Here is a 19,426-nt window from a genome sequence, read left to right as displayed (position 1 = left end):
CGGTGCTCACCAAGGAACTGGGCCTGCTGCCCAACGGCCCACCAGATGCATCAGCATGCACTTGGTGGGCCTGGAGCTTGCGCTGTGAGGGAACGGCTTACTTGGCGCCCTGCTGTTTCTTGAGGGCTTCTTCCACCTTGGCCTTCACATCGGCGGGCACTTCCTTGGGACAGAACTGAAGAGCACCGGTGATGATCTGGAATTCGGCGCCAGCAAAGAGCTGCTCATTGGTCAGCTTCTTCTTGCCGGCTGAAGCCACCTGACCGCCATGGCGACCGTTGAGAATCTGCACATAAGTGGCAGCAGCGATACCGACGGCCTTGGGGAACTCGACCCCAGCGGCACGGGCATTGCACACGTAAGACGAGCCCATCCCCCGATAAAGAAAGACATCGTCGTTACTGGCGGGCTTGACAGCTGACTGACCAGCGTCCTGAGCCAAGGCGGACGGACCGAGCAGAGCCAGAGGAGACAGCAGCAGAGGAGCCGCTAATGCAAGCCGAAGACGGCGAGTGGGGAAGCGCAACAGTCCGAATCGGAAGACAGAGCCATGCTGCCCCATTCAGCCGCGGATAGACCACTCGAAACATGACCGAATCTGATTCGACTCAGCTGAAAAACTGTTCGAATCCGTGACGAATGATCAGGCGGGGATGGGGGCGGAAGCGTCCTCCATCCGGGTTTCATGGTGATGCTCAACAATCGCCAGCTCCCCTCGCTCCCAGCTGTAGATCGCCCTCGAGCGGTAGTGATCCTGATCAATCAGGCGGGTGTGTTCCAGCACATGCCAGTCGGCGTAATGGGATTCAAAGACGACCTCGTGCTCATCCACCTGACGGATGCTGGTGCGCACCGGCATGTCCTCAAGGTAGGCACGCTCTCGCTGGAGTTGATGCCCCATCAGGGTCGCCTCCATGACCCCTTCTCGGCGATAGCGCGGCTGCCGCTCGAAGAAGTCAGTCTCCCGCTCTGGCCACCAGGTGAAGCGATAGCGCGGCTGGCCCACCTGGGATTCCGCGAAGATCTCAACGCGGATCATCATGTCGAGATAGAGAACCTCATCCGTGGGGAAGAGGTATTGCCGCTGAGAACGCCAGAGGCCCAGGTTGCGCGCAAACCAGCGGCGCAGGTGACTGTCCAGCGGCAACCGTTGGACGACCGGCGGATCTCCGGGGGGCTCGGAGACTCCCCGTCGCTCAAGCGGCAGCAGCGGCATGAAGAACCGTCCGGTGAGACAACAGTCTGTACAGCTTCGTCATAGCGGTTCTGCCGAAGCATGCAAAAACCCATAAGGTGAGCATCATCTTTCCGACGACAGCCCTGTGGATGGGAACAATCCCAATCCGCGACAGCAGCTCAAGCTCCTGCTGGTGGCCGGTCGACACCATCTCTCGAGTGGTGATCTGCGCTCGCTGATCCACTTCCTCGAGCATGAAGACAACGGCTTCGACGTCACGCTGCAGATGTCGGATCCCTCACAGCAGCCCGAATTGCTTGAGCTGCATCGTCTGGTCGTGACTCCTGCGTTGGTGAAGCTCTTACCAGCTCCCAAGCAGGTGTTTGCCGGCAGCAGCATCTTCCAACAGCTGCGGAGTTGGCTTCCCCGCTGGCAACAGGATGAGGTCGTGAGCGGGTTGGGGCTGAGCCTCCAACCCGCGGAGCTGGATGGCAGCCGTACCCAGCGGGAGCTCCAGCTGGAAGACCAGCTGCTTGTGCTGCGTCAGGAGAACGAGACTCTGATCGATCGCCTCAGCGCCCAAGAAAGGCTCCTGCGCATGGTCGCCCATGAGCTACGCACCCCCCTGACCGCTGCCACGCTGGCCCTGCAGAGCCAGCAACTCGGCCAGATCGACTTGGCGCGGTTCCAGGACGTGCTCAAACGACGACTGGAGGAGATCGCGCTGCTTTCGAAAGACCTGCTGGAAGTGGGCAGCACCCGCTGGGAGGCCTTGTTCAACCCCCAGCGACTCGACCTGACAAGCGTCGCCGCCGAAGCGATCCTTGAGCTCGAGAAGCTCTGGCTTGGACGAGATGTGGCGATCCACACCGACATCCCCTCCGACCTGCCCAAGGTGTTCGCCGACCAACGCCGGATGCGCCAAGTACTCCTGAACCTGCTTGAAAACGCCCTTAAATACACCCAGGACGGCGGTCGCATCTCACTGACGATGTTGCATCGCACCAGTCAGTGGTTGCAGATCAGCGTCTGCGATAGCGGTCCTGGAATACCCGAAGAGGAACAGCAACGGATTTTCCAGGATCGTGTTCGACTTCCTCAAACATCCGGAGGCACCTCCGGATTCGGCGTTGGCCTTTCAGTCTGTCGGCGCATCGTTGAAGTGCACGGCGGCAAAATCTGGGTGGTCTCCGAACCAGGAGAAGGAGCCTGCTTCTTCTTCACAGTTCCCGTCTGGCAAGGGCAAGATCAGAACAGCTCTGCTGCTGTCTTGACGGAGGGTCAGTCGGACCCCTAGTTTCATCTGGTGATCGGGAGCACATCCGACGATCACGGCCTCGCCCCCATCGTCTAGAGGCCTAGGACACCTCCCTTTCACGGAGGCGACAGGGGTTCGAATCCCCTTGGGGGTACTGCGAGTGTCGGAGTCGTTCAACCTCCGATTACTGATTGATGGTTAAATGACTTTGATTCACACACGGTTCATGTGTGTTGATCATTGATCAATTGGCTTCACCTTCACCTGACCATCGACCAATGGTTTAGGCGGGGCTTTTGACCAATCCAATCACTTCAGTTGTCGAACTGAATCCGTCGCTGGGCTTCCCGTTCCACGGCAAGAAGATTGGCCGAAAGATCGCTCCGCAGCCGTTGCTCAATCAGGGCCACAGGCATACCAAGACATCCTTGAACCGTGAGGTCATAAAGAAGTGAGGTGCCGTCGGGCAAGGCCTGAAGACGCCAGGAGCCTTCAAAACGACGGAAATCGCCCTTGAGCATCCGAAATTGCAGCAGCCCCTCAGGACGATGCTCGACCAGTTCGAGCTGAACAGCTGCGGAAAATCGCAAACCCAGCAACTGCTGACTACCCACCTGAGCGAGCTCAACGCGATTGCCTTGCCTTGCTTCAAGGGTGGAGCTGCTGAGATTGGGGATGAAGCTGCTCAAACGGTCGTAATCCGTGAGAACGGACCAGAGGAGATCGACACCAATTGGTGTGCGTAGCTGCACAGCGAGCCTGCGCACCCCTTGGGGGAGGCGCTCCATGGTCTGCTCAATGGTTTGACGGCGCAGCATGGAATCCTCAACATCGCGAGCCCCGTTGCGCTGCAGCCGTGACAAATCCGTGAACGTCAACGACGAGTCCCCGCTGAGAAATCTGAAAGAGTCAATCGAATGATCTTAAGAAAAACACTCACCAGCAGCGCCAAGCAGCGTGAAGCAGTCGGCAAATGTAACCAGAGATCTGCTGAGCACGCCTATGATCGCGCCGTTTCATGAGAAGGCAAAGTCCATGCGCGTCAGCACGGCTGGTTCAGGCGACTCCCAAGAACGCATGTTCACCGTGATGGTGCTCGGCCTTCAGTCCGGTCGTCAGCGCCGTGCGGAACGGCGCTTCACCGTGGGATTCAGCCAGCTCCAGGCCACTGTTCAGCGCATTACTTCGTCAGGCGGCAAAATCACAGCCGTGATCCCTGCCGATGCAGCCGATTCCGGTTCGACGCCCGCCATTACCGCCTCTCAGACGCCCTCTTCCTCTGCCCCTGTGACTGCTTCCGCTCCCAAGCCTGCCCATGCAGCCGTTCCGGTCAACCTCTACAAACCGAAAACTCCCTTCATCGGCACTGTGACCGAGAACTACAGCCTGTTGGATGAGGGTGCGATTGGACGCGTGCAGCACATCACCTTTGACCTGAGTGGCGGCGACCCCCATCTGAATTACGTCGAAGGCCAAAGCATCGGCATCATTCCCGATGGTGAAGATGCCAACGGCAAGCCCCATAAGCTCCGCCTTTATTCGATCGCCAGCACGCGCCATGGCGACAACTATCACGACAACACCGTTTCGCTCTGCGTTCGCCAACTGCAATACGAGAAAGACGGAGAGACCATCAACGGCGTCTGCTCGACCTTCCTCTGTGACATCGAGCCAGGCGCCAAGGTGAAGATCACTGGCCCCGTCGGCAAGGAAATGCTTCTTCCCGAAGACGAGGAGGCCAACGTGATCATGCTGGCCACGGGCACCGGTATTGCTCCGATGCGCACCTACCTGCGCCGCATGTTTGAGCCCAAGGAGCGCGAGCTCAACAACTGGCACTTCCGTGGCAAGGCCTGGCTGTTCATGGGTGCACCCAAAACCCCGAACCTTCTCTACGACGCTGATTTCGAGCACTACCAGAGCCAGTTCCCCGACAACTTCCGCTACACCAAGGCCATCAGCCGCGAGCAGCAGAACAGCAAGGGTGGCCGCATGTACATCCAGGATCGGGTGCTCGAACACGCCGAAGAGATCTTCGCGATGATTGAAAATCCCAAGACCCATGTGTATATGTGCGGACTTCGGGGCATGGAGCCCGGCATTGATGAAGCGATGAGTGCCGCCGCTGCCGCCAAAGGGCTCGACTGGTCGGAATTGCGTCCCCAGCTCAAGAAAGCTGATCGTTGGCACGTCGAAACCTATTGATCAGCTCAGCCCGCCTCCCGGCGGGCTTTTTTTTCAAAACCATGGCGGGATGTTCTGGAGCACTGCCAGGACTGCAATTCCTGGTTAAACCTCTGGCAGAACTCTCCGTGCCATGAGCGCAACGATCACGAATCCACTGCGGGTCGGTCTGCGGCAGGAACGGGTCATCGCCCCGCAGTGTCTGGTCATCTTCGGTGCCAGTGGGGATCTGACCCATCGCAAACTGGTTCCGGCTCTGTTCGAACTGTTCCAGCAGCGTCGCCTGCCGAGTGAATTCGCCCTGCTCGGCTGTGCGCGCCGCCCCTGGAGCGATGAAGAGTTTCGCCAGAAGATGGCCGAGGCCATGGGCGAGACAGTCCGTGAAAACCGCCTGGCCTGGGAGCAGTTCTCGGCCGGAATGTTTTACGAGCCAGTGGATCTTCAGCAACCTGAAGACCTGGTGAAGCTCGGGCGCCGCCTCGAGGAGATCGACCGTCTTCGCGCGACCCGTAGCAATCGGACCTTCTACCTTTCGGTCTCACCCAAGTTTTACGGCAGTGGCTGCCGCGCCCTTGCTGATGCCGGTCTGCTGAAAGATCCGGCAAGGAGCCGGGTCGTGATCGAGAAACCCTTTGGCCGCGACTACAGCAGCGCCCAAGCGCTCAACAAGGTGGTGCAGGCCTGCGGACAGGAAAACCAGATCTTCCGCATTGACCACTATCTGGGCAAGGAAACGGTGCAGAACATCATGGTTCTGCGTTTCGCTAACACGATTTTCGAGCCGATCTGGAATCGGAACTACATCTCAAGCGTGCAGATCACCGCTGCCGAAACTGTCGGTGTGGAAGAGCGGGCCGGTTACTACGAAACCTCGGGAGCCCTGCGCGACATGGTGCAGAACCATCTGACCCAGATGCTCGCGATCACCGCCATGGAGACCCCCGGTCGCTTCGATCCAGAAGCGATCCGCAGCGAAAAAGCAAAAGTGCTGCAAGCGGCCCGCCTGGCTGACGAACTCGAGCCCTGGAATTGCTGCATCCGCGGCCAATACGGCCCAGGTGGCACAGCCACATCACCCTTGGCCGGTTACCGACAGGAACCGGGTGTGGATCCGAACAGCACCACGGAGACCTATGTGGCGATGAAGCTGTTCATCGACAACTGGCGCTGGCAGGGGGTTCCCTTCTATGTACGCACCGGCAAGCGGCTGGCCAAGCGCCTGAGCGAGGTGGTGCTGACATTTCGTGAGGCGCCAGTGCATCTCTTCGATGCGGCAGGTGGAAGCCCGACCGCCAACCAGCTGATCCTGCGGATTCAACCCGATGAGGGTGCGGAATTCCGTTTTGAGGTGAAATCGCCCGGATCCGGCATGCGCAGTCGGCCGGTCGAAATGGAGTTCTCCTACGACGAATCCTTCGGCGAGCCCTCAGACGAGGGCTACGTGCGGCTGCTGGCCGACGCCATGCTGAGCGACCCCACGCTCTTCACCCGTAGCGATGAGGTGGAAGCGGCCTGGCGGCTTTACACGCCGTTGCTTGAACTGATTGAAGACAGCCCCTGGCGGCTGCCGATCCACCCCTATGAATCCAGAACCTGGGGACCCGCCGCTGCCGATGCCCTACTGGCCCGTGACGGCCTCCTCTGGCGCCGCCCCTGACGTCGATCCCTTTCTCCATCCGTTATCCAAAGGCCCGTCATGTCTCCCCAGCTCACCCTGCAGACCCCGCTCGAACTCCCCCCCTCCGAGGTTCCCTCCTACCTGGAGCAACTCTGGTCGAAAGACCAGCCCGGCAGCACCGGTGCTCACACCTTTTGTCTGTTGATCTGGCAACCCGCCTGGGTGGAACAGCAGCTGGTACGCACCGGCCGACTCCCCGGCCCTGTCACCGGCGTGCAGCGTGACGAGCTGATCGCTGCCGCACGGCAAGCGGTGGTGGATGGAGATCTCGCCCTGAGCACTCCCCCGCTCACACCAACCGTTGCGGACTCTCTGGCCCGACTCGAAGGTCAGAGCAACAGCGAGGATTTGCGTGGACAGCACGTGGATCCGGCGGTCAGTGCCCTACGGCCCCGTCGCCTCATCACCCTCGCCCCAAGCCTTGATGGAGGACGCGAGCTCGAAACACTGGTGGCGGCCTACTGCCCGCTGCCTGAGGAAGGCGGTGGCACCGCCGCCTGTGGCGATGTTGTGGTGCTACGCGGCGGCCATGACGCCCTCAGCCGCGGCCTGGGCATTCTGCAACCGCTTCTGCCTGAAGAACTGCCCTCATGGGTGTGGTGGAACGGCAACCTTGATGAGGCGCCCGAGCTGCTCCAGCAACTGGCGATCGGCCCCCGGCGCCTGATCATCGACTCCGCCTTGGGCTCCCCCCAGCACTGCCTCGAGCTGCTCTCCAGCCGAATCGAAGCCCGACAAGCGGTGAATGATCTCAACTGGCTGCGACTAAGAAGCTGGCGCGAAACCCTGGCCATGGTCTTCGATCCGCCCCAGCGTCGCGACGCTCTCAGCCATGTGGTGCAAATCGATCTCGATGTAGAGGGCGAGCATCCCGTTCAGGGTTTACTGCTCGCCTCCTGGGTGGCCGATCGCCTGGGCTGGCTCCTGAAAGGGTCCCAGCGCACGGAAGACCACGGCATCAGCGCCGAATTCCAGCGGCCGGATGGCATCAGCGTGCAGATGCGGATCGCACCAGTACCCATGGGACAACCAAGCATCCACCCCGGACAGATCGTTGGGTTGCGGCTGATCTGCAAGCCCGAGACCCGGCCGGCAGTCTGCGTGATTCTCTGCGCTGAATCAGGAGGCTGCATGCGCCTCGAGGCTGGGGGCATGGCCAGCATGGAACTGCTGGAGGAGGTGGTGCCAGTACAGAACAATCCGGTTGAAGCCGATGTGGCCCGCCTGCTCGAGGGCGGACACGACACCACAAACCCCTTGCTCGCCGCCGCCGCTCCTTTAGCTGCCAAGCTGCTGAGCTGAGCCGCATTGCCGCTGCATGGCCTGTCTAATCGCCGCGCCATCCAGCGGCAGTGGCAAGACCCTGCTCACGCTCAGCCTGATCGCCTGGGCCCGCCAGCAGGGGCGGAGCATTCAACCGTTCAAGGTGGGGCCTGACTATCTGGACCCCCAGCTGCTCACAGCTGCATCGGGGCGCCCCTGTCGCAACCTGGATCTGAGCCTCTGCGGTGAGGACTGGGTACGAGGCAGCTTCCTCCGTCATGGCAGCACGGCTGATCTGGCGGTGGTGGAAGGGGTCATGGGCCTCTTCGATGGCATCGGTCCAAGCAGTGATGGCAGCAGCGCAGCTGTTGCAGCCGCTCTCCAGCTCCCGGTGGTCCTTGTTGTGGATGCCAGCGGACAAGCCCAATCACTCGCTGCCCTGGTGCGCGGATTTCAACAACACGACCCCTCTCTGCGACTGGCTGGGGTCGTGCTCAACCGAGTCAGTAGTCCCCGCCATCGAGAACTGCTGGATGCGGTACTCGATGGCATTGAGGTGCCCCTGCTGGGGAGCCTGCCCCGCAATCTGAGCCTGGAACTGCCCAGTCGGCATCTCGGACTCGCACCAGCCCACGAACTGGAACGACTTGAAGGTCGCCTAGAGGCCTGGGCATCCCTAGCCCAGGAACATCTCGACCTGGGAGCCCTTCTGCCGCTGCTGCAGCCCCCCTCGAGCCGTGTTCCTCCACTCGAATCGCTCCATGCAGAGCCGCCCAACGGCACCAGCCGCTCGCTGCTTCCAGTGGCTGTAGCCCAGGACGCCGCTTTCCATTTCCGCTATCCGGAGATGCAGGAAAGCCTTGAGGCCCTAGGGATGCCAGTGCTGCCCTGGAGCCCACTGGCTGACGAAGCGATTCCGGAGGAAGCGACAGGCCTGATTCTTCCAGGTGGCTTCCCGGAGCAGCACGCCGCAGCCCTAAGCGAATGCCAACAAAGTCTGACCGCCTTGCGCCACTGGTTCAGACAACGACCGCTCTATGCGGAATGCGGCGGGATGTTGCTACTCGGGCAAACACTTACCGACCTGGAAGGCAGGGCACACCCCATGGCCGGAGTTCTGCCCTTCGGAGCGCGCCGCGGCGACCTGCAGGTGGGTTACCGACAGCTGACCGCCACTGCAGACAGTCTGCTTCTACGGAAGGGAGAACGCTATGTAGGCCACGAGTTTCACCGCTGGTCACTGAAGACTGTGGGCAAGGAAGAAAGCCTGTGGCAGGTTGAAGGCTGGAGATCGCAGCGCCGGGAGGAGGGATGGAATCTGAACAACGTTCACGCCAGTTGGGTCCACCTCCATTGGGGCGGCTGCTCGACGATCTCATGCCGATGGCGCGCCGCGCTCGAAGCCGGGGCAACGGCGAGAGCAGGCGCTTCCTAAAACGCCAACCGACACGCTCCTCCCCCCTGCAGGAACGCTGGCGACTGATGGTGGATGGAGATGTGCAGGGCGTCGGCTTCCGCAGCAGCTGCTGCAGGCGAGCCACGGAACTGGGGCTGAGTGGATGGGTGCGAAACCTCAGCAATGGCCGAGTGGAGGTGCAGGCCGAGGGGAACCCCATGACCCTCAATGAACTGCGCCTCTGGTGTGAACGAGGCCCTAGCGCCGCCAATGTGCGCACGGTGCGGCTGAGTCACCTACCCATCACGGGGGACGACTGGTTTGAGGTGAGACCATGACGTCAGACCGCCAAATCTGGTTGCTGCGCCATGGCGCCACGGAATGGGCCAAAAACGGACGCCACACCGGCAGCACCGACCTTCCCCTGCTTCCTGAGGGCGAGGAGGAAGCACGTCGGCTGGCACCGGTGCTGAAGGCACAGCCCTTCGCAGCCGTCTTCACATCACCCTTGCAACGCGCCCGTCGCACCTGTGAACTGGGCGGCCTCGGGGAGCAAGCCCAGGTGATGGATGAACTCCTGGAGTGGGACTACGGCGACTACGAGGGCATCACCACGCCGGAGATCCGCAAGACGGTGCCGGGTTGGACGGTCTGGAGCCATGGTTGCCCCAACGGGGAGGATGCCGAGGCCGTGCAGAAGCGCTGCGAAATCACCATCCAACGCGCCCTGGAGGTCTCCGGACCAGGGGATGTGGCGCTGTTCGCTCACGGACACCTGCTGCGGGCGCTGGCGGGAACCTGGCTGGGTCTGGGTGCTGTGGGCGGCAGCTTGTTGAAGCTCGGTACAGGAAGCATCGGCGTGCTGGGATTCGAGCGCGAAAACCGTGCCATCGTTCGCTGGAATGCTCCGGCCGACGGCCGGTTCTAATGAGCGACACCACTCTCTGGGCGGAACTGCTGGCCTACGGCACGGGCATCGGTCTCTCGCCCGTTCACATTGCCGTTCTGCTGCTCCTGTTGCTGGGCCCCCAGCCCCTAGGCCGCGGTGGCTGGTTTGTGGCGGGCTGGGTGGTCACCACAATGCTCACCGCAACACTGCTGGTGACCGTGGGTCACACCCTTGTACTCGACATGAGCCACGGCTCTCATCACCGCACGGGCCTTGACCTGGTGGCGGGCGGAGCCCTGATCGCCATTGGCGGTCGAGAGCTCCTGCACTCCCTTTCAGAGGGAGCAGAACCGCCCAGTTGGACCGCCAGCATCGATCGCTTCGTTGCCATGCCTCTGCCCCTGCTGCTGCTGCTGGGCTCCGTTGGAGAGGTGGCAAGCCCTGATGATCTGGTGCTGTTCGCCAAATCCGCCTCAGTGGTGTTGGCAGCCCAAGCACCCACCTGGCAGGAATTGGTCGCGCTGCTGGCTTTCACCCTCGGGGCAAGCCTGCTGCTGCTCGCCCCCCTGGTGGCCGTGATGATTGGCCGAGAGAAGGTCGTGCCCTGGCTGGAACAAGGGAAACAGATCCTTTTCGCCCGCAGTGGCCTGGTGGTCGGTGGCGTCAGCCTTGGCCTGGGGCTCTACCTGGGCTGGCAGGGGGTGAGTGGTCTCAGGCTGATCTGAGCGCCTCCTGCCAACGCAGCTGCGACTCTCGACTGGCGCTGGACCGTCCAACCATCCAGACCCCATGGCGGGCCCTGCTAACGGCCACGTACACCAACTGACGTCGCAGGGACAGGTCTTGGGACCAGAAGACGTCATCGGCCACAAAAACCTCCCCGAAGCTGCTGCCCTGACTGCGATGGACCGTCAGAACGGCCGCAGGTCCGAGGGAAGCGAAGGCATCGCGGATGAGAAAGAAACGCCGCCAAAGCGCTCGGCCATCCCGCTTGCCGGCATCCCTGGCCTGCACGCGCAGGCGCTGCAGCAGACGATCGAGCAATTGGCGTGCTTCCGAACCCACCGGTGGCAACAGCCTCAGGCTGAGCTCAAGCTCACCACAACGCACCCGTGCCATCAGAGTGTCGATCACAGGAACCCCAAGCCCGGCAAGGGCCAGCTGCCCATCGCCCCGAAGATCCGCATCGCTGAGCCCAAACTCAGTGAGATCGCAGCGCTCAGGGGTCACATCCTCCACCACCAGTTCACGATTGGAGCCCAGCACGAGATCAGGCTCTTCGCCCGTCTCCGCCCCATCCCTCGAGGCGGGCGCCATCACAGCGGTGCGGGTGATCAAGACCTCTCCGGGCAACACCGGCATCTGATCAGCCAAATCTCCATGAATCGCTCGGCGGGCATGGGGAACCAGCTGCTCCAGGCTGCGGTTGGTCCAGCAGAGAATCCTCGCTGCATCAGGGTTGTCCGTGATCGAGGCCTGCCGCAACGCTTCCTGGGCCCGGGCCAGCCACTGGCTGCGATCCAGCGCAGCCACAGTCCCCTGGGGAGAGCGCAAAGGTGGCAGCAACGGCGGGCGATCACAGGCAATCCGGCCATCGCGAAGGCAACTCGCCAGCTGAAGCACCGGACCTTGGTGGCGCACCACCTCCGTGAGACTTGTGCTGCAAGCGCGGCCCATGGCGAACACAGGACTTTCCATTTCACCGACAGGGGGCAACTGGGCCGGATCACCGACAAACACCAACCGCGTTTTGAATGGATGGGCGCACTGCAAGGCGATGGACAACAGCGAGCTGTCGACCATCGAGGCCTCATCGATCAAGACCAGACCCAGATGCTCCAGGGCCATCGCCGTCTGCTCGGTCGGCTCACAGAGCTCGCGATCACCCTGGCGACGGAGCTTGAGCCGTAACAGACGGTGGATGGTGGAGGGATACCAGGTGGGCTGAAGCCCCTCGAGGTTGAGCGCCTGACGCAGGACGCCAACCGCCTTATGGGTGGGGGCGACCACGGTCCAGCAGAGTCCTGCGGCATCCACCTGCCTGAGCAAGCGCATCGAGAGAAACGTCTTGCCGCTACCCGCATAGCCGCTAAGCACGAAGGGGACCCCGAACTCGGAGCCTGCAAGCCAACGGCTGAAAGCCTCTGCCGCTTGCCGCTGATCGCCAGTGAGATCAGCACTGGATGCTGGCAAGCGATTCACCCCAGGGCCTGAAGAAGCCCCTGGGCCAGATGCCAGGGGGAGCCGAACAACGCAAGACCTGGAAGAGCGATCGCCGGACCGAGCACGCTGCCAACGAACACCTCAAGCCTGGAATGCCCCAGGGTCTCCTTCAGAGGTTTCTCGGGGGGGGGCGACCAATTGGATGCGGGAAGCGCATTCACCCGTGCAGCCGTGAAGCCTGCGGCCCGCCGAATCCCACTGGCGTCGTACATCACCACAAAGGCGATGGTCGCGGCGAGCGCGAACACAGGATCAGCGAACCCAAGCTGCCAACCCACACCAGCTGCGGTACCGGTGACCAGCGCGGAATGACTGGAGGGCATGCCCCCCGTCTCGATCAGAACGGCCGGTCGCCAACGACGGTGCAGGAGTAGCTCAATGAACAACTTGGAGAACTGAGCGAGGCCACAGGCCGCAAGTCCCCAGGCCAGTACAGCATTGTCGAGAAGCGAAAGGCTTGCTGGAGCCGTGACATCAGCCAGGATCATCGGTCGCGTCCGATCACGTAATCAGCCAGAGCCAGTAGAGGTGCTGCCTTGGCCAGCCCTCCACCGTCTCCCTTGAAGAGAGACAGAGACGCCTTGGCTTCCTCCACCAGCGCTCTGGCCCTGGCCCTGGACTCCTCGAGACCCAGCAGCTTTGGGTAGGTCGTCTTGTCGGCGATCAGATCCTTGCCAGCCGTTTTTCCGAGCACATCACTGCTGGCGGTCACATCAAGGATGTCATCAACGATCTGGAAGGCCAGGCCAATCCCACCGGCATAGGTACCGAGGGAAGCGATGCGGGTGGCATCGGCTCCGGCAATCAAGGCACCGGTGATCACGCAGGCCTTGAGCAGGGCGCCCGTCTTGTGGAGATGGATGTATTCGAGGGTCTCGAGATCCACGTCCTTCCCCTCACTCTCCAGGTCCACCACCTGGCCCCCCACCAGTCCAGGGGCTCCTGCCACAAGAGAGAGTTCAGCCACCACCTTGATCAGGCGTTCCGCTGGCACTCCAGGACTGCGCAGAGCGACCATCTCAAAGGCACGGGTGAGCAGGGCATCGCCCGCGAGGATCGCCACCGCTTCGCCATAGACCTTGTGGTTCGTGGGGCGACCACGCCGCAAATCATCGTTATCCATGGCGGGGAGATCGTCATGGATCAGCGACATGGTGTGGATCATCTCCAGGGCCACAGCCGTCGGCATGGCCAGCGCTGGATCACCACCAGCGAGTTCACAGGCCGCCAGGCAGAGAATCGGCCGCAAGCGCTTCCCACCGGCCAGCAGCGAGTAGCGCATCGCCTCACGGAGCGACTCCGGTCGTTCAGGTCCCAGAGCTGCGTCTAGAGCAGCTTCCACCTCGGACTTACGAGCCGCGAGGTAGGAATTGAAATCAAAGTCCTCGGGTGCTCCCGCCGGCCGGGCGTTATCGGAACTGGTCGCCGCGGCGGTCATGGAACATCAATCATTGGCCGGATTCTCTCAGGCCGGAGGGCCAAGCCCTCCCCTGGCGACACAGAACACCAGGCTGGTTAAACAACAGGCCGTTGAAGGATCGAGCTTCAGACCACCAGGTCGTCCAGACCGTGGTCGAGCCCATGGCGATGGCACCAAGCCACCACTGTGTTGACCAAAAGCATCGCGACCGTCATCGGTCCGACACCTCCAGGCACCGGCGAGAGGGCTGACACGAGCTCCTCGATCTCCTCAGCCCTCACATCACCGCAGAGTTTCGCCTTGGCGCCCTCGGGAGCATCGGGCGGCAGCGGCAGGCGATGAATTCCTACATCAACGACAACCGCTCCAGGGGAGAGATGCTCCGCTCCGATCATGCGGGGACGGCCTGCGGCCACCACCAACACCTCCGCCTCCCGGGTGACGCGCTCCAACTCGCGAGTCCGGGAATGGGCGACGGTGACGGTGGCATTGGCCGCCTGAAGCATCAACGCCATGGGCTGACCGACCAGGATGCTGCGCCCCACCACAACGGCCCGACGGCCCTCGAGCGGCAACGCATGACGCCGAAGCAGGGCCATCACCCCAGCAGGTGTGCAGCTGCGGGGTCCGAGTTCTCCCTTGAGCAGTCGCCCCAGATTGAAGGTGTGCAAGCCATCGGCGTCCTTATCAGGATCGATGGCAGCAATCAGAGGCCCCTCGTCGAGGTGAGCAGGCAGGGGGAGCTGAAGAAGGATCCCATCCACCCGCTCGTCAGCATTGAGGGAGTTGATCGTGTCTAAAACCTGCTCCTGGGTTGAGCTGGCGGGTAGATGCGCCCCATAGCTGGCGATGCCGATGCGGCTACAGGCTTTTTCCTTGTTGGCGACGTAGACACCACTGGCGGGGTCATCACCGACCCGCAGCACGGCGAGACCGGGTGGACGCCCAGCCGACTTGCTGCAGCGTTCAACAGCAGCCTGCAACCTCTCTTCGATTTCTGCAGCAAGCTGCCTGCCATCCAGCTTCAGGGCCATCACCGGGTCAGCACCTCACCCCAGCATGCCCGCCCGATAGAGCTAGCGTGCAGACGGATGCCCTCGGCTGTGATTCGCCTCCATCGCCTCGGTCAGCTCTGGCAGAGCTGGTTGCGCAGCGAGTCTCCCACTCGCCCCGTGCTGCGCTGGCGCAACCATCAAAAAGCAGGGCTTCTTCTTGTCTGCCTCCTCGTGGCGCTGGTCTCCAGCTGGCCGTGGCTGGTGGAACCAAACCTGCGTCCCGGTCTGCCAGCCCCCTTCGATGCCGTCGCCCCCAAAAGTGCTCGGGTCGTGGATAGCGAAGCCCTGGAACAGCGCCGTTCCAGCCTGGTGCCACGCACATTCGTGCAGGTGATCGACCTTGAGGAAACCAAGCGGCTTCGGGAACGACTGGAGCGGCAGCTGGCCGAATTGGAACGGGTGGCACGCAGTGATGACGCCGAACGTATCGGACCCGTCAACCTGAGCAATCCTGAACAGGCCTGGCTCACAGGCCGTAGCCAAAGGGAACGTCGCCAATGGGATATGGCCCTCAGGCGTGCGGCTGACCGCATGCTCAGCCAGGGATTGGTGAACACCCTGGCAGTCGAACAGCTGCGCAAAGCGGCCTCCCTGCAGCTCACGACCCTTGGAGACGCACAGGATCCAAGGAAAACACTCGGCAGCAAGCTGCTAGCAACCACCTTCCAGGGCTCGAGCAACCTGCGCACGGATCCGGTGCGCAGTCAGCGCTTGATCGAGAAGCTGATCACCAATCAGGGGATTCCCACCATCGAGGTCACCCGGGGGGATCTGATCACCCGCAAGGGAGAACCCATCAGTCCCCAGGCCTATGACGTTCTCGATTACTTCGGCCTGGTGAATCGCAGCCCCCGTCTTGGCATCTGGATGTCGCGGTTCACAGAGGCCTTGGCCGGTTGTGGAGTAATGGTGCTGATCATGCGCCGGGAGCGTCCCTGCCTGGAGGCATCCCATGCCCTTCTGGCCCTCGGGCTGCTTCTCATCGTGCAAGCGGCGAAGCTTTGGTTCGGGGCTGCCGTCAGCCCTCTAGCGGTGATCGTGCCGCCAACCCTGCTGCTTGCCCAGGGGTTAGGAACCAGCTGCGGCCTGGCCTGGATGGCGATCGCCAGCCTGCTGTGGCCCCTGCCGGTGAATGGTCTCGGTGAAGGGCGACTGATGATCGCCGCCGCCATCGCCGCCGTGGCGGCACTTCAGGCCGGACGCCTTCGCAGCCGCGCCCAGTTGCTGCAGCTGGCGGTGCTTCTACCGCTGACGGCTCTGCTGGTCGAATGGCTGTTATTGCGCAGTCAGATCAATGCGGGCATGAGCGCCTGGACGCGCCTCGCCCCCAATGCCGGAGAGCTTGCTTCTGAGGCCCTGCTGATGGGACTGCTGCTCATGGGGGCGATCCTGCTGATTCCACTGCTGGAAAGCTCCTTCGGACTGCTCACTCGAGCCCGTCTGATGGAGTTGGCCGATCAGGAGCGTCCCCTGCTGCGACGCCTTTCCTGTGAGGCTCCAGGCACCTTCGAGCACACGCTGATGATCTGCAGCCTGGCGGAGGGAGGAGCCCGTGCGATCGGAGCCGATGTCGATCTCATTCGCACCGGCGCTCTGTATCACGATGTCGGCAAGTTGCATGCCCCTGACTGGTTCATCGAAAACCAGACACAGGTCGGCGAGAACCCCCACGACCGACTCAATGACCCCCTCGCCAGTGCCGGAGTCCTCCAGGCCCATGTCGACGAGGGGCTGAAGCTGGCCCGCCGCTATCGCTTGCCTCGCCCAGTGGCCGACTTCATCCCTGAGCACCAGGGAACCCTCAAGATGGGCTATTTCCTTCACAAAGCACGGGAGCTCGACCCCAAGGTGCCCGAGGGACGTTTCCGCTATCGCGGCCCCACACCGCGCTCACGAGAAACAGGGATCTTGATGTTGGCCGATGGCTGCGAAGCAGCTTTGCGCTCCCTTCCTCCGGACACCAGCGATCTCCAGGCAAAGGGGACCGTGCGGCGCATTGTCGAATCACGCCTCCGCGATGGTCAGCTGCGGTCCAGCAGCCTCACGCGCGCGGAAGTCGAGCTGCTGGTGCGGGCGTTCGTGCAGGTCTGGAGGCGGATGCGCCATCGCCGCATTCCCTATCCGATTCCGGCCTACAAGGGCTATCCAGCCTGAACTGGGAGCGCGAAGGGCACCGGCGAATGAACCCTCAGTCGCCTGCCGCTGAACGGATGCCGAAAGGCCAGGGCCAGCGCGTGCAGATGCAGGCGGGTGACCGCAAGCCCAGAGGGCTGAGCACCGGATCCATAAATCGGATCACCGAGGATCGGCCAACCAAACCCCGCGAGATGGGCCCGCAGCTGATGGGACCGACCGGTCAGAGGCCGCAGCCAGAGCCTGCTGCAGCGATCACCCGGAGCGGCCCAGCGCCAGCAGGTCAGGGACGGGCGACCGCCGGGGTGGTTGCCATAACGGGGCGGTAGCCGCTCAAGACGAGCCAGGGGATGATCGATGCGACCGCTCAGCGCTGCCGGCGCACCGCAGACATCGGCGACGTAAAGCTTCTGAACAGCCCTCTGGGCGAAAAGCGCACTGAGCCGGCGCAGGGCTTCCGGAGAGCGGGCCAACACCAGCAGACCGGAGGTGTCCCGATCCAAACGATGCACGAGCTGAAGCGAAGGTTCAGCCACTTGCAAACGGCTGCTCAGGGAGTCGGCCTGCGCCGGCCCGAGCCCTGGCTGGCTGAGAAGCCCGGCTGGTTTGTCCACCACCATCAGGTGGATGTCGGAGAAGAGGACCGGGATCGCGTGAATCAACTTCAGAGCAGGCTTCCGCTCCCACGTAAGCCTGCGCGCAGGCTCTGACGACGATGCTCAGGCCTGCACCAATAGAGCAGAGCCAGCAAGTTGAGAAGAGCAAGCACCAGGGAAAGCGCTCCTAGGCGAACCGCATCAGCGCCGAGGGAGATCAGCGCGAGGCGCACAATGCCGTAAGGCAGCGATGCAGCCAAGGCCATCGAAAGGGCAACGATGGCCACGATCACCCCCCAGCGGCGGCGGGCGATCAGACCGGCACAGGCAACGATGCCCACAACAGCAGCCGGCCAGGCCAGGCCAAAGGCCACGCTGAGATTGGCCGCACGCAAGTCAGGAGAGGTGAAGGCAATCCACCCGATCAGGGGAAGGGCCAACACATTGCCGGCGAGTCCGAGCCAGGTCATCAGCCAGTAGCCACGAAGGCTGGAATCCATCGGAGACCGCAGCACAAACGAATCATCACCGTAGGCAATGACGTTCAGCCGTCCTGCTGGGGAGTGTTCTCATCGTTGTCGTTCTGGTCAGCTCCGTTCTGGTCACTGACGTTCCCCTCTGGGGTGTCGTCATCAACAGCGTCGTCTGCTGAGGCCTCAAGAACGGTTTCAAGGGTGGCGAGCAGCAGAGCCATCGCTTCCTCTCGCAGAAGCGGGGAATCCGCCACCAGATCGAGCCAGCCATGACAAAGGGCCTCGATCTCCTGAAACAACGGGCCGGCGGCTTGAAGGGCCTCCATCACCTGAGCAGAGCCCTCTGCATCCAGCTCCACCCCATCGACGACCACATAGCGCCGACCGTCCTCTCCGACGTAGGTGAGATGCCCGTCAGCATCGAGGGTGGGACCGGTCAGCGGCGTAACGGGATCGTCTTGGTCCTCCATCCGCCCTCTCCCGGGACACCTCACTCCTGGATTAGCGCCGGATCAGCCGTTCGGCACAGAAGCGACTGAAGAGATGCTCCACCTCATCGGCAGGAAGACCCTGCACCAGGCGTGCTTCCACCTCATCACGATGCTGGCTGTGGTGGTAGAGGCTCAGTTCCTGCAACGCCCCAGGAGCCCACCGACGCACCTGGGCGATGGCGGCGGTGAGCTGATCATCCGGTAGCAGAGGGCCCTGACGGCAATGCTGCATAACATGGGCCGATTCATGGGCGAGCACCGTCCAGATCTGAGCCGGATCATTGGCGAGATTGTTGGCACAGAGCAGCAAGGCATTACGGCCGGCATGAAAGGCTCCGAGCAGCGCCGACGGGCAGTCCTTCGCTACCAGTGTCTGGGTGCCCGCTTGTCGCAGAAGCCCGGCAAAGCGTCCAATCCGATCCCAACTTTCAGCCCTGCCCTGCAGGGGAGCAGCCGCCGACACCCCCACGAACAGCACAAGCCACGCCAACCGCCCCATCAGTCATCAGTCGCAGCACTAGTCCCATTGGACCCATAGAGACTCCAGGGCGTCTCCCTTGCACCGAAGTTCTACGGATTCAGGCCGGTCGGACTGAACGGCTGGCGATCACGCTGTCCACCTTGTCGCGGAATGACTGCTGACGATCAACACGGGTATTGACCTTGAGCGTGGTGTAAATCCGCGGGGCGCCAAGGTGATGCACGGCTTCATGGCAGGCCTGTACGCAGGCGAAGACAGACTCCCACTCCCCCTCAATCGCCGTTCCGTTCGGCCCGAGCTCAAAGTCAAGCCCCGTCGCCTCAATCACCTGCTGACAGGCAGCCACATAGGGCGCGAGCGAGACACCGACACCCAGCGGCACCACACACAGATCAACACTGACCCACATGATCGATCGGCGAAACCGATCAAGGTCTAGCGCCTCGAAGGCAACTGAGCGGATAACCGACGGTGCGCCAGGCCCCGGAGCGGGTCTGCACCTCTAGAGCGATTCCCCTCTGGCCGACACCAAAGGCCATCCCCTGACCAGTGCACCAGCTCTGGGCCGCCGCCTCCGCCGCCTCCCTGGAGTCATAGGGAGTGTCCAAGACGGGATGAGGGCTGCCATCAAGGGCGACCAATCGATACGTGCAGCGCCCCGACTCCGGCACGGTCCAGACCAAAAACTGTCCCCATCGTCGCACTGTTG

At 62.4% G+C, this 19,426-nt stretch carries 22 protein-coding genes and 1 tRNA gene; 10 read left to right on the top strand and 13 right to left on the bottom strand.

Annotation, left to right across the window (positions count from 1 at the left end; all coding sequences use genetic code 11):
• Window positions 1-97: 97 nt before the first annotated feature.
• Together H0O21_RS08790 and H0O21_RS08785 are read right to left on the bottom strand one after the other, a co-directional pair.
• A complete protein-coding gene (locus tag H0O21_RS08790) occupies window positions 98-562 on the bottom strand; it encodes a cAMP phosphodiesterase (protein ID WP_185189406.1) in 465 nt (154 codons plus the stop codon).
• Between the two features lie 81 nt (window positions 563-643).
• Window positions 644-1,216, bottom strand: a complete 573-nt coding sequence (locus H0O21_RS08785) for a hypothetical protein (protein WP_185189405.1) — start codon at window positions 1,214-1,216, stop codon at window positions 644-646.
• Window positions 1,217-1,322: 106 nt separating this feature from the next.
• On the opposite strand from H0O21_RS08785, the gene H0O21_RS08780 reads away from it, so the two are divergent.
• Window positions 1,323-2,474 (top strand): histidine kinase, encoded by a 1,152-nt coding sequence (locus H0O21_RS08780; RefSeq protein ID WP_185189404.1) that lies wholly within the window; start codon window positions 1,323-1,325, stop codon window positions 2,472-2,474.
• A 42-nt stretch (window positions 2,475-2,516) separates the two neighbouring features.
• A tRNA-Glu gene (locus H0O21_RS08775) sits at window positions 2,517-2,589 on the top strand.
• Window positions 2,590-2,749: 160 nt separating this feature from the next.
• Here H0O21_RS08775 and H0O21_RS08770 read toward each other — a convergent pair.
• Window positions 2,750-3,253, bottom strand: a complete 504-nt coding sequence (locus H0O21_RS08770; protein ID WP_185189403.1) for an SRPBCC family protein — start codon at window positions 3,251-3,253, stop codon at window positions 2,750-2,752.
• 217 nt (window positions 3,254-3,470) lie between these two features.
• Here H0O21_RS08770 and H0O21_RS08765 point away from each other — a divergent pair, with 217 nt between their 5' ends.
• From H0O21_RS08765 to H0O21_RS08735, 7 genes are all read left to right on the top strand, one after another.
• Window positions 3,471-4,640, top strand: coding sequence for a phycobilisome linker polypeptide (locus H0O21_RS08765; protein ID WP_185189402.1), 1,170 nt, complete (start codon window positions 3,471-3,473; stop codon window positions 4,638-4,640).
• 112 nt (window positions 4,641-4,752) lie between these two features.
• Window positions 4,753-6,276 (top strand): glucose-6-phosphate dehydrogenase, encoded by a 1,524-nt coding sequence (gene zwf, locus H0O21_RS08760; RefSeq protein WP_131594816.1) that lies wholly within the window; start codon window positions 4,753-4,755, stop codon window positions 6,274-6,276.
• Window positions 6,277-6,315: 39 nt separating this feature from the next.
• On the top strand, window positions 6,316-7,599 hold the full coding sequence (locus H0O21_RS08755) for a glucose-6-phosphate dehydrogenase assembly protein OpcA (RefSeq protein WP_131454362.1): 1,284 nt from the start codon (window positions 6,316-6,318) through the stop codon (window positions 7,597-7,599).
• Between the two features lie 16 nt (window positions 7,600-7,615).
• Entirely contained in the window at window positions 7,616-8,995 is a 1,380-nt protein-coding gene (locus tag H0O21_RS08750) for a cobyrinate a,c-diamide synthase (RefSeq protein ID WP_185189401.1), read from the top strand.
• Entirely contained in the window at window positions 8,944-9,294 is a 351-nt protein-coding gene (locus H0O21_RS08745) for an acylphosphatase (RefSeq protein ID WP_185189400.1), read from the top strand. The genes H0O21_RS08750 and H0O21_RS08745 overlap by 52 nt, the downstream gene beginning before the upstream one ends.
• Window positions 9,291-9,884, top strand: coding sequence for a histidine phosphatase family protein (locus tag H0O21_RS08740; protein ID WP_185189399.1), 594 nt, complete (start codon window positions 9,291-9,293; stop codon window positions 9,882-9,884). The genes H0O21_RS08745 and H0O21_RS08740 overlap by 4 nt, the downstream gene beginning before the upstream one ends.
• Window positions 9,884-10,570, top strand: coding sequence for a GAP family protein (locus H0O21_RS08735; protein WP_185189398.1), 687 nt, complete (start codon window positions 9,884-9,886; stop codon window positions 10,568-10,570). Before H0O21_RS08740 ends, H0O21_RS08735 begins: the two co-directional genes overlap by 1 nt.
• Here the strand turns inward: H0O21_RS08735 and H0O21_RS08730 are convergent.
• The 4 genes from H0O21_RS08730 to folD all read right to left on the bottom strand — a co-directional run bounded on the left by H0O21_RS08730 (window position 10,557) and on the right by folD (window position 14,522).
• Window positions 10,557-12,047, bottom strand: a complete 1,491-nt coding sequence (locus H0O21_RS08730; protein ID WP_185189397.1) for an AAA family ATPase — start codon at window positions 12,045-12,047, stop codon at window positions 10,557-10,559. The two genes, H0O21_RS08735 and H0O21_RS08730, sit on opposite strands and share 14 nt — an antisense overlap.
• Window positions 12,044-12,556 (bottom strand): divergent PAP2 family protein, encoded by a 513-nt coding sequence (locus tag H0O21_RS08725; RefSeq protein WP_185189396.1) that lies wholly within the window; start codon window positions 12,554-12,556, stop codon window positions 12,044-12,046. Before H0O21_RS08725 ends, H0O21_RS08730 begins: the two co-directional genes overlap by 4 nt.
• On the bottom strand, window positions 12,553-13,506 hold the full coding sequence (crtE, locus tag H0O21_RS08720; RefSeq protein ID WP_185189395.1) for a geranylgeranyl diphosphate synthase CrtE: 954 nt from the start codon (window positions 13,504-13,506) through the stop codon (window positions 12,553-12,555). The genes H0O21_RS08725 and crtE overlap by 4 nt, the downstream gene beginning before the upstream one ends.
• Window positions 13,507-13,613: 107 nt before the next feature.
• Window positions 13,614-14,522 carry a bifunctional methylenetetrahydrofolate dehydrogenase/methenyltetrahydrofolate cyclohydrolase FolD gene (gene folD / locus H0O21_RS08715; protein WP_185189394.1) on the bottom strand — a complete coding sequence of 303 codons (909 nt, stop codon included), beginning with the start codon at window positions 14,520-14,522 and terminating at the stop codon, window positions 13,614-13,616.
• 57 nt (window positions 14,523-14,579) lie between these two features.
• Here folD and H0O21_RS08710 point away from each other — a divergent pair, with 57 nt between their 5' ends.
• Window positions 14,580-16,697, top strand: coding sequence for an HDIG domain-containing metalloprotein (locus H0O21_RS08710; RefSeq protein ID WP_185189393.1), 2,118 nt, complete (start codon window positions 14,580-14,582; stop codon window positions 16,695-16,697).
• Here H0O21_RS08710 and H0O21_RS08705 read toward each other — a convergent pair.
• The 6 genes from H0O21_RS08705 to H0O21_RS08680 all read right to left on the bottom strand — a co-directional run bounded on the left by H0O21_RS08705 (window position 16,685) and on the right by H0O21_RS08680 (window position 19,400).
• Entirely contained in the window at window positions 16,685-17,338 is a 654-nt protein-coding gene (locus H0O21_RS08705) for an RluA family pseudouridine synthase (RefSeq protein WP_370523020.1), read from the bottom strand. The genes H0O21_RS08710 and H0O21_RS08705 overlap by 13 nt on opposite strands.
• Before the next feature lie 2 nt (window positions 17,339-17,340).
• Complete coding sequence (locus H0O21_RS08700; protein WP_131454372.1) at window positions 17,341-17,772, bottom strand: hypothetical protein; 432 nt, start codon at window positions 17,770-17,772, stop codon at window positions 17,341-17,343.
• A 44-nt stretch (window positions 17,773-17,816) separates the two neighbouring features.
• On the bottom strand, window positions 17,817-18,215 hold the full coding sequence (locus H0O21_RS08695) for a hypothetical protein (protein WP_185189392.1): 399 nt from the start codon (window positions 18,213-18,215) through the stop codon (window positions 17,817-17,819).
• Between the two features lie 31 nt (window positions 18,216-18,246).
• Entirely contained in the window at window positions 18,247-18,735 is a 489-nt protein-coding gene (locus H0O21_RS08690; protein ID WP_185189391.1) for a hypothetical protein, read from the bottom strand.
• A gap of 79 nt (window positions 18,736-18,814) precedes the next feature.
• Window positions 18,815-19,126, bottom strand: a complete 312-nt coding sequence (locus H0O21_RS08685; protein ID WP_185189390.1) for an MTH1187 family thiamine-binding protein — start codon at window positions 19,124-19,126, stop codon at window positions 18,815-18,817.
• 19 nt (window positions 19,127-19,145) lie between these two features.
• Window positions 19,146-19,400 (bottom strand): hypothetical protein, encoded by a 255-nt coding sequence (locus H0O21_RS08680; protein ID WP_255440955.1) that lies wholly within the window; start codon window positions 19,398-19,400, stop codon window positions 19,146-19,148.
• Window positions 19,401-19,426: the final 26 nt, after the last annotated feature.

This window comes from Synechococcus sp. HK01-R, assembly GCF_014217855.1.
Lineage (GTDB): Bacteria > Cyanobacteriota > Cyanobacteriia > PCC-6307 > Cyanobiaceae > Synechococcus_C.
This window is presented reverse-complemented; position numbering and strand designations above follow the sequence as displayed.